We start from the raw sequence: 10,188 nt of genomic DNA, 5'->3' as shown, positions 1-10,188 counted from the left end.
CGTCTTCCAGGAGGAATGAGGCGACAAGGGCACCCCTGACCCCTTAGCCGAAGAATACTGCTCGGAATCAGTGGGAATGGTCGTGCTGATGCCCATCCGCATGGGTGTGACCGGACTGTCCGTGACCGGAGTGGTCGGCATGGTCATGACCCGCCGCCTCGGCGACCTCTTGCGGCTGGCCCAGCAGCTCCGTCTGCACCGCCAGGTAATGGATCAGATCCTCGACGTCGGTGTCGTTGAGCTGCAGGTTCGGCATGCGCACGGCCGGAAAGGCCTTGTCGAGTTCCACTGCCACCGGGTCCTTCCGGGCAAGCATCCGGTTGGGGACCTTCAGATAGGCTTTCAGCCATTCCCGGTCCCGGCGCAATGTCACGCCGGACAGGTCGGGTCCGACGCGGATGCCTTCGCCCACGGTGTGACATGCCGCGCAGGCGCTGAGAAACAGCCCCTCTCCGGGCGTGTCCTTGATGACCAGTTGCCCTGGGGTGATGGTCTCCAGGGAGGCGATGGCGGGTGGGAGCGTCCAGGCAGGGTCCAGCGACAGGATTTCCTCGGTCAGGACGACAAGGCTGCCCATCAGCGACGCGCGGCGCCATTCCCCTGTCGCGGCATTGCCGATGACCATGTCCGAACGATGCTGGGCCAGGCTTTCGCTGCGCTCTCCCATCTTGAAGCGGACGATGTCCACGTTCTCGGGACTGCCTGTCAGGAACATCCACCCGTCGGGCGCATCGAACGCATCTGCATAATCCCTGAGCCGCTGCGGCGTATCGGTTCCGGGATCGAGCGAGATCGAGTAGACGAAGATGTCCTTGCCGATCCGTTCGCCCAGCCAATCGACGACCTGGGCCATTCGCGCCGTCGACAACCCGCAGATGTCCGGGCAATCGGTATAAACGAAGTTCACGACCACGATCTTGTCGCGCAGAAGGTCGTCCCAGAAACGAAGCGTCACCCCATCCTGGTTCACCAGTTCGACATTCGGGAAGTAGGACCCGTCCCATTCCGCCTTGGCAGGGCCGATCGCTGTCACCGACAAGGTCGCGGCGCAGGCCAAGGCAAGCAGATGGCGGCGCATCCGTGTGATACGGCCCCAAACGGATCGGCATGTTTCTGACATGATCTGCCCTTTCAAGCGGCCAGCGACGCAAAACCGTCCCGGCTGTTGTCCACCATCAGGAAGGTTCCGGACTACCGCCCGTGCGGGTGGCGGTCCGGCTGTCTTGCCCGCGCGTGGGGACACGCGCCCGGTCCTAGATCCGGCCGCTTGGGAACGGGCGGAAGGATCGAGAGAAGGGGTTCCCTTCCGGCAGGATTTCCGGCGTCACATAAGTGACCCCGTTCGGGGACGGGTTCGGCGTCGGGATGACCGACCGATGGGTCTGGGAAACCTTGTCGTTCTTCTGGTCGGTCAGGATGTCATAGCGCATCACCATGGCCCAGTCCTCGTGGACGGTATTGTGGCAATGCGTCACATAGGCGCCGCCGAACTCGCCGAAGCGCACCTGGATCTTGAGCTTGCCGTTCACCCCAAGCCGCCAGACATCCTTGCGCGAGTTATGTTCCAGCGCGGTCAGGGCCTTGCTGCCCCGGCTGATGGTCCGGCCCTCCTCGAAATGCAGGTGCATCGGGTGATCCCAGCCGCCGCCGCCATTGATGATGGTCCAATGCTCCACCTCTCCGGGTCGGGGGATCAGCATCGAAATCCGGTTGGCGTTCAGGAAATGGTTCGATTCGCCGTTGATCCGAAGCGTATAGCCGAAACGCTCCTTTTCGCCGCAACTGGGGAAGCACTCGCCCGTCAGCTTGTCGAGTTCGCCGTCTGCGCCCTTGAATTCGATAACACGTTCGCGCACCGGCTGCTGGATCGGGATGACATCCGTCAGTTTCGCCGGAACGACGCTGCGATCGATGTCCGTGGCCCGATGGATCTTGCCCGGTGCATCCACGCTTTCGACCTGGCCCACGACGCGGAACTGCATCACGTCCCCGATGGCCGGGTCCCGGGACTTGCCTGCCAGCGTATCGGCAAGGCTCAGCTGCCCCTTGGCGCGGTTGCCGTCCTCGTGTTCAAGCATGTTTATCAGGCGCAGCCTGCTGGAAATCGGCAAGGCCGAGAAGTCCACGATCACGTCGAACCGTTCGCCCACGCTCTGCCAGTCAAGCGACGTGACCGTGACCGGGGCGGGAAGGAGGTTTCCGTCCGTCGCGATCACGGTCATCGGAACCAGCTTGTTCGAACCGTTGACCAGGGCGAACTTCCAGAACCGCGACATGCTGCCCGCCAGGATGCGGAACCGGTACTTGCGGGGCAGGACCTCGAAGAACGGCTTGTAGGTGAAGTTCACCAGAACCTGGTCGGCGATGAACCCGATGGTGTTGAAGATGTCGAACTGGTACTGGCCGTACTGGTCAAGCGCCGCATCCGACACGATCAGGTTCACGTCGAAGTCGATGTTGCCCCAGTCCAGTTCCGTGCCGCTGGGCAAGCGCAGGTTCACACCATCGTCGATCGCCTCGTTCCCGCGATCCGGCCCGCTGTAATAGTTCAGAGCACCCAGATGGCCCTTGTAGACGTTTTCGGCCGTGTAGAAGAAGCGGTGGTCGTGGAACCACATCGACCCCTGCAACTCTCGATAGTCGCCGGCCACGTTCATAAGCCCGCCATTGCCGTCCGGTCCCGACGCCCTCTTGTCCGAGGCCGAGGTGTTGGTCATGTCGGCCCGTGCCAGACAGGTCGTCCAGTGATAATCATAGAACTGCCCGGGAAAATGGTGCGCATTCGACGCGCCATCGCTGCCAGAGGCATTATGTCCGTTATGATTATGGGTGGCCTGGCTGTTCGACCCGAAGCCGCCATTATCCTTTGGATTTGTTGGAAGCATGTTATAGCTTCTGATGATCGCGGGCTCTCCGTACCGCATCTTTATCAGCGGGGGCGGCAGCCGCGATTTTCCGGTTCTTCCCTCGCCAAAGGACCAGACCTTGTTTTCCTCCTGCTCGGGGAAATTGTCGTGGAACGACATGTTGCTTCGAACCGGCGCAAGCGACATGATATAGGCCACCTTGGGAAGAAACTCGTTCCACCGCTGGTGCGCGAAATATTCGCCGGGCGGACGGCCTTCCAATGGCCCATAGTCGTTCCACGGATTGGTGTTCATTTCACCGCCGCTTTGGGTGAATTCCGTATGATAGGACAACCGGCGGGCCGGCAATTCGCCGCCAGACGGAAAGTCCAGGACCGTCTCGCCATTTTCCAGCCGGGGCGTCAGCGGCAAGGGTGTCTGAAGGTTCAACCGCCTCAGCGGCTGCGTGAAAGGCTTGGCGCCGAAAAGCGGGCTTCTGGGAATTCCCGTCGGCGTGGTGGCGGCATAGGCACTGGGCGCAAAAGGGCTGAGACCGTTGATGCAGGCCAATGCCCCACCGGCGGTGAATATGCCCCATTTGAACAATTCCCGCCGGGACACCTGACCCGTTGAAAGAGCCTGGACGATTTCCAGCCTGTTCTTTCGGGCGGCCTCCGCCTCGCGTATCCTGGCCCGAGACGCATCTTCAGGTAGAAAAGACATAACCACCCCCGAACTAAATGATCACCACGCGCGTTGACTAAATTTACAGGCGAATTTTTAAATCGTGGGTAGTTTTTTTTAAACCGGCCCGTGGCGGAATGCCGCAGCCTTATTATCTTTTTGGTTGTGCTGATTATGACCACCCCAAGCTTCTTCCAATAAACAAGAGGATTTTTCTTGTCGCAATGGTCGGTTTTTTCTGTGTATTAATTCTGCTTTGGACAACATGTCGGAAAATGAGCAGACATCATTACCATCTTAAGTTGAAATCAAGATTTCTAGAATCCCGATGCGCTTGGATTGGATGAAGGTCGCCGCGGAAGAAATTGCTTCTGCAAACCTGCTCGCCCTCATCCAGGAATCCTGATAATTGCCTAATTATTATGCAAGCAAAGATCAGCCGTTCTTGCTTCCAGCAGGAAACATTTAAGTGACCCTGTTTTGTATGTTCATTTTACCGAATCAGTGATTCGGCTCAGGTCTTCCTGTGACGATCAGGACAGCAGATGTTGAGGTTTTCTGTTGAAAAACTCAGGCCGAGGACAGCATCGCCTTCAAACCTTGGGGTAAAAACCAGCTTTGCATCAGTAATGCCGGCACCTTTGTTGACGGCTGAAACGAACCCTGTCCGCTGCACGACAAACGCGAAGTCCTTGTTTCGGCAAAGATCCGCTTGGATTTCCTGTCGTCTTGCTGGGATAGACCCGACACCTCCCCCAGGTTGTATATGCCGCCAGAGCGATGATCGGCACGATGCTTCCCTCTGACCAGGCCCCGCCATTCTGTTATCCTTGGGTCTTGGCCACGGACCGCATGTCATACGAAGATGCCGGGGCCAGCTTCCAAGCGGCGTCTTGTCTGGAAGGTCTGAGATGGTGCCCAAGGCTCGGCATGACTGGATCATTTGGATGGCCCTGGCCGCGACGGTTGTCTCGCTTGGCCTTCACGCCGGCCGCGTGGCCTGGTTCCTGGCGCGGCAGGAGGCGGGTCCGGTGGTCCAGCACGACCAGGCGAAGGTGGTGGAGCCGCGGATCGACCTGGACGGCATCCTTGCCTTGATGCCCTTCGGACAGCCGATCAACGCCCCGTCGTCATCCGACGTGCCGGCACCGGATCTGCGCGTGACGCTGCACGGCGTGGTGCGCGCCGATCCGATAAACCGATCCAGCGCGATCCTTTCGGTCGGCAATGCGCCGGCCCGACGCTTTGTCGTGGGTGATGAGGTCGCGGGTGGCAGGCGCCTGGTCGAGATCCGAAGCGATCATGTCCTGCTGGAGGCGGGTGACCGGCAAGAGATACTCTCGCTGACCGACACCCGTTCCCCCACCTTGGTCGGGTCGGACAGCGTGTCGCGCAGTGCCGGGGCGACCGGCGATCTCGATGCCATGCGCAAGATGATCTTCGACCAGGTCAATGGCCGGGGCGATGCCGCACAGGTCCCGCCCCCCACCGAGGGGTTCTGAAACGACATTGGCCATCATGGGCGGCTGATCCGCAGCGGACCGGGAAGGAACGCCCATGGATCACCTGGCGGACAGCATCCAGAAGCTGAAGAACGCCACCGCCAGCCAGGGACCAAAGGCCAGCGACCGATCCGCCGCATGGGCCGGCCGAAGCCTTCCAACGACCGCCATCTGCGCCAGCCCGCCCAGTGCCGCGATCAGCACGACGGCGGGCAGCATCTGCCACCCCAGCCATGCGCCTGCCGCCGCAAGCAGCTTGGCGTCGCCCAGACCCAGCCCCTCGTGGCCGCGCATCCTGAAGAAGGCGGCGCCGATCGCCGCGAAGACCAGATAGCCTGCAGCGGCGCCGATGATGCTGTCGGTCAGCACGGCCGGTGCTGCCCCCCGCTGCACGGCCCACCCGGCCTGCATCAGGCCGGCACAGATCAGCGGAAGCGAAAGCAGATCGGGGATCCTCCGGGTCCGAATGTCCACTACGGAAATGGCAAGCAATGCGGCGAAAAGGCCCATGTCCGCGATCATCAACCCTGACCATCCTTCCTGGGGCAAGCGCCTTGCCGGAACCCCGTGCTGCTGGCTTGCAGCACACCGTCACAAACTGCCAGTCACCCTTTTCATGTCAACAACACTCACTGACCGGGGACGCTGCCGCCAAAGGGGGTTTCGCGTGCAACCACCTCCACATGCCTTTGCCCGTCCGTGTCCGAACTGCGCTGGATCAGCGACCTGACCTGCTGGGTCGTCGTGCCGACCCGGACGGTGGCGACCGCCCGGAACCAGGACGAGGTGAAGCCGATCCCCGGCGGTGGAATCATCTGCGCCCTTTCGACATCTCGGGGGGCAAGGCTGCCATTGCGGTCCCGGATCGCGACCAGAGAGGCCGTTTGCGCCAGATTGCCGATCAGGACGCCGATCACCTCCTCGGACGCGGTGTTCAGGTTGACGTCGGTGGTCTTGGGCAGGACCGTCAGGAAGGCCCGCAGCGCCGCCACTTCGGCAGGGTCCAGCCCGGCCTCGGCAATCAGGTCGTCCAGCCGTTCCAGCGGTTTGCGCTGCGTCAGGCGCGCCCGGATGCGATCCATCACGTCGGGGGACAGGTCAAGCGCGTCGCCGATCCGCCGCAAGGTCTGGGCGCCCTGCGCGCCCCGCATCGCCTCGCTGTTCAGGTTGATGCGTGACTGGGCGTCCTCGACAAGCAGGGCAAAGCTGCCCCCTTCGATGCCGACCGGTTGCTGCGCGATCCGCGCCCATCCTTCCGTCAGATTGTCCGTGTCGGGCGCCTCGGTCATGTCGCGGGACAGGGCGCTGATCAGGCTGGCTTCGGCGGCCGCGATCAGCGCCTGCGCCTGTCCCGCCTCGCTGTAACGCTGGCTGCGCGCGATCGAAAGCTCGGACAGGCTGATCATCGCGTAAAGCACGGTCGAGGCCAGGGCCAGCGTGACAAGCACGTTGATCAGCACCACGCCCGATTGTGGGTCGCGGCGCCGCATCAGCGCGGTTCGGACGGCAGGGGGGCCACGCGGCGCAACTGCTGCGCATCCTCCAGCAGGATGACGGCCGACACCGCGACCGGATTGGCGCGGCGTTCCGCTTGGGCCGGTGCCTGCCCGCCGGGCGGCCATTCATCCACCCAGCCCATGTCCGGGTCGAAGAACTGCCAGGCGATGCCCGTCACGCCATCCAGAAGCGGCTGGCGGGCCACCGGCTTGCCAGAGGCGTCGCTGACATCGCGCAGCAGGATCCCGTCCCGAAGCCGATAGGCCAGGGCGATCCGGCCCGCGCCGGTCTCGGCGGCGCTGCGTTCCAGCGACAGGACGAAACCCTGGTCGCCCCCCTCGAAGGTCACGGTGGACGGGCGGGCCTGGGAAAAATCCGTGGTCAGCAGATACATCCCTCGCTGGATCCGGGCCAGCCGTTCAAGCCGGCCTTCGGTGGCCGCTTGCGCGCGCAGGATCTGGTCCAGCACTCCGAAGCCTGCGACGCCGATCAAGGCGAACAGGACAAGGGCCACCAGCATTTCAACCAGCGTGACCCCCGCCGTGGCAGAGCGTATCCCTCGGGACCCGCCGCTGGCTTCAGGCCCCGGCAATCTCGGCCAGGGATTCAATGCCGCCTCCCCGGATGCCCAGCACCGTCAGGTCGCGTTGGCAGCGTCCGTCCTCGAGGAAGCGGAAATTGCCCAGAACCCCGGTAAAGCCCGCCTTTCGCAGCAATCCCTTGCGGTTCAATTCGCCCGCGTTGCCCATGCCGATGGCGATCAGGGCCGCATCGTGACCAAGGGCCGCGATGATGCCCGGCGCCTCGCCGAAGGACGCCTGGAAACGGTCCGAGAAAGGCTGGAACAGGTCAGGGGGCGCTGCCGCGAACCAGGCGCCGGCAAGATTGGGATCGGCGGCGGCATCCGCCACGCCCCATTGGACCGAGCCCATCACCTGCATCCCGCTGCCCTGCAAGCCGCGCGCGAAGGCGGTCAGGGTGGTGCCCCCGTCCGGCAGGTACACCGCCTGCGGCAGGGTGCCGCCGCTGGCGCTTCGAATGGCGCCCATCAGCCCCCCCGCTGCAGGGTCGCGCAGCAGGGTGGCCGTCAAGGTGATCCCGCCCGCTTGCGCGATCCCCCGCGCCGCAGCAATCGAGGCCGCACCCAAAGGAGAGTCCCGCGCCACGACGGCGATCCGGGTCAGGCCCTGCGCGCGGGCATAGCTGAACATCGTGGCGACCGACTGGGCAGGCGTCACCCCCATGACGAAGGCGCCCTGGGCGCCCAGCCTGTCGTCGTTCGAGAAGGTCACCACCGGCACCCTGCCCGCAACTGCCAGGACGGCGGGTGTCTGGTCGGCCCGCAGCGGACCCATCAGCATCTGCGCGCCGTTCGCGATCGCCTGGCGCGCAGCAGTGGCGGCGCCTTCCACGGTGTCGGCGGTATCAAGGACCGCCGGTGCGGCGGAAGGGTCAAGACCCTGCGTGACAAGCGAGGCCGCGCGGGCCATATTCTGGCCGACGCCCGCCTGCGACCCGGACAGCGGCAACAAGAGCGCCGCGTTGCGCCCGCCGACCCCCGATCCCGGGCGCGACATGAGCGAGCCTCCTCCGCAAGCCGCAAGGGGCACCACCAGGGGAAGCGACCAGGATGCCAGAAGCGATCGACACAATGTCCTCCGGCTCATCGCGCCTGCGAACCCTCGCGTTGTCGTCATTGGTGGCCCTCCTCGGAATAGCCGCACTGGCGATCGGTCTTCTTTGGTATATGCCAGCCCGGATTTTCATGCATCAGGCAATTCCCACTCTGGACGCGTCGATGATGTCGGGGCGCGTGGTCCATGGCGCGGCGCAATTGCCGCATGGCTACCGGGTCGAGTGGCGGATCAACGGATGGCGCAGCCTGCTGGCCCTGTCCCCGACCTTCGACGTGATCGGCACGGGGCCGGGGGCGGATCTGACCGGCCGCGTTTCGGTCCTGCCCGGCCGATACGCCCTGCGCGATGCACGGGGCACCCTGAACTGGGCCGTGGTCCCGCTGCTGGTGCGTGATCCGGGCATGACCTGCGACCTGACCGCCAGCGTCGATGACCTGTCGGCCAGCCAGACCGACGGGACGCGACGCGCGTGGGGCGCCCTGCGCAGCAGTCCGGGAACCTGCGCGCGCGCCGAAGATGCGGCCGGCGGCATCCCCATGCCTGCCCTCGTCGCCCGCCTGACCACGACGGAAGGCGGGATAAAGGCGGTCGTGGCGGCGCAGGATGCGCCCGACACCGCCCTGGCGACGGCCGTGCTGACCGACCAGGACCGGCTGGTCCTGCAACTGCACGCGGCAGGCGCCCGGCTGGTGCCGGGAGTATCGGCCAGTGCCGAACGCGAGATCGCGCTGCCCTTGACCGCATTGATGCGGTGATCGAGGTCACATCCCGGCCAGGTTGTTCATGGACACGATCGGCAACAGGATCGCCAGCACCATGACCATCACGACCCCGCCCATGACCAGCAGAATCGCAGGCTCGACCAGGGCCACAAGCGCGCGCACCCAGGCATCCAGGTCCCCCTGCTGGTCGGCCGCGGCCCGGACCAGGGCATCGCCCAGGTGGCCGCCCGCCTCTCCGCTGGCGACCATGGCGATCAGCATGGCCGGAAACACCCCGGCCTCCTCCATCGCGCGTTTCAGGCTGTTGCCCCGGCGCACCTTTTCCGTCGCATCCACGACGCGCGCACGCACGAAAAGATTGGGCATGATCTCGGACGCGGCCTGCAAGGCCTCGATCAGCGGCACACGGCTTTGCACCAGGGTCGCCAGCGTGCCCGTGAACTGGGCCGAGTTCATGCGCCGCACCGCCCGCGCCGTCGGCCGCCAAGTCGCAAGCATCCGATGCCATTGCAGCCGGTTCTGGCCCGTCGCCAGCCAGCGGCGGAATCCCACAATGCCAAGCACCGTCACCCCAAGCGCGATCGCCCCGTAATCGCGGACCAGATCCGATCCCGCAATCAGCGCCCGCGTCAGGACGGGCAGGTCGGCGCCCCGCGCGCTGAACACCCGCATGATGTCGGGGATCACGAAGACCATCAGCATGGCGATGATCGTCAGGCTGGCGAAGGCCAGCAGCATCGGATAAAGCAGCGCCAGCTGAACGGTCTGGCGGTTGCGGGCGCGGTTTTCGACGAAGCTGGCCAGATGGGACATGACCTGGTCCAGCTGGCCCGATTGTTCGCCCGCCCGGACCGATGCGCGATACAGTTCGGAAAACACCTGCGGATAGTCTGCAAGCGCCACCGCGAAGGACCTCCCCTCCAGGACGGTGCCGCGCACGGTCAGCAGGATGCCGGCGATCCTGGGCGACTGACCAAGGGCGATGGCCGACAAGGCATCCTCCACGCGCAGTCCCGCCGCCAGCAGGGTCGCCATCTGCCGGGTGATCAGCGCCAGGGCCGCAGGGGGGATACGGACGGCCCGGGCACCGCGCAGGATGGCAAAGACCTGGCCCGTCGGCCTCGGCACAGCCTTTTCCGGCGCCGCATTCGCGACCTCCAGCGGCAGCAGGCCCTGGCTGCGCAGGCTTTGGCGGGCTGCGGCCGAACTGGCGGCCTCCAGCATGCCGCTTGTGACCTTTCCGCCTGCATTGACGGCCTTGAAATGGAAGGCAGGCACGCCTCATTCCTCCTGGAAGACG

At 64.5% G+C, this 10,188-nt stretch carries 9 protein-coding genes; 2 read left to right on the top strand and 7 right to left on the bottom strand.

Translation table 11 applies throughout. From position 1 onward, the window contains the following. Positions 1-67: 67 nt before the first annotated feature. Positions 68-1,078, bottom strand: a complete 1,011-nt coding sequence (locus CK944_RS20375) for an SCO family protein (protein ID WP_158248095.1) — start codon at positions 1,076-1,078, stop codon at positions 68-70. A gap of 175 nt (positions 1,079-1,253) precedes the next feature. Next, a complete protein-coding gene (locus CK944_RS20370; RefSeq protein WP_205049125.1) occupies positions 1,254-3,296 on the bottom strand; it encodes a multicopper oxidase family protein in 2,043 nt (680 codons plus the stop codon). Between the two features lie 1,181 nt (positions 3,297-4,477). Between CK944_RS20370 and CK944_RS20365 the strand changes: the two genes are divergently transcribed. Then, on the top strand, positions 4,478-5,032 hold the full coding sequence (locus CK944_RS20365; protein WP_158248094.1) for a type II secretion system protein N: 555 nt from the start codon (positions 4,478-4,480) through the stop codon (positions 5,030-5,032). Positions 5,033-5,092: 60 nt separating this feature from the next. On the opposite strand, the gene CK944_RS20360 is transcribed toward CK944_RS20365, so the two are convergent. The 4 genes from CK944_RS20360 to CK944_RS20345 form a co-directional block, all read right to left on the bottom strand. After that, positions 5,093-5,554, bottom strand: a complete 462-nt coding sequence (locus tag CK944_RS20360) for an A24 family peptidase (RefSeq protein WP_103174892.1) — start codon at positions 5,552-5,554, stop codon at positions 5,093-5,095. Positions 5,555-5,661: 107 nt separating this feature from the next. Continuing rightward, complete coding sequence (locus CK944_RS20355; RefSeq protein WP_158248092.1) at positions 5,662-6,522, bottom strand: general secretion pathway protein GspK; 861 nt, start codon at positions 6,520-6,522, stop codon at positions 5,662-5,664. Then, entirely contained in the window at positions 6,522-7,121 is a 600-nt protein-coding gene (locus tag CK944_RS20350) for a type II secretion system protein GspJ (RefSeq protein WP_256388171.1), read from the bottom strand. Before CK944_RS20350 ends, CK944_RS20355 begins: the two co-directional genes overlap by 1 nt. Further along, positions 7,108-8,106 carry a penicillin-binding protein activator gene (locus CK944_RS20345; RefSeq protein ID WP_158248091.1) on the bottom strand — a complete coding sequence of 333 codons (999 nt, stop codon included), beginning with the start codon at positions 8,104-8,106 and terminating at the stop codon, positions 7,108-7,110. Before CK944_RS20345 ends, CK944_RS20350 begins: the two co-directional genes overlap by 14 nt. Before the next feature lie 188 nt (positions 8,107-8,294). Here CK944_RS20345 and CK944_RS20340 point away from each other — a divergent pair, with 188 nt between their 5' ends. Next, complete coding sequence (locus CK944_RS20340) at positions 8,295-8,921, top strand: hypothetical protein (protein WP_103174888.1); 627 nt, start codon at positions 8,295-8,297, stop codon at positions 8,919-8,921. Positions 8,922-8,927: 6 nt separating this feature from the next. Here CK944_RS20340 and CK944_RS20335 read toward each other — a convergent pair whose 3' ends face one another. Then, positions 8,928-10,166 carry a type II secretion system F family protein gene (locus CK944_RS20335; RefSeq protein ID WP_103174887.1) on the bottom strand — a complete coding sequence of 413 codons (1,239 nt, stop codon included), beginning with the start codon at positions 10,164-10,166 and terminating at the stop codon, positions 8,928-8,930. Between the last annotated feature and the right edge of the window lie 22 nt (positions 10,167-10,188).

The sequence above is a fragment of the Paracoccus sp. SY genome (genome assembly GCF_002901215.1).
GTDB lineage: Bacteria > Pseudomonadota > Alphaproteobacteria > Rhodobacterales > Rhodobacteraceae > Paracoccus > Paracoccus acridae.
This window is presented reverse-complemented; position numbering and strand designations above follow the sequence as displayed.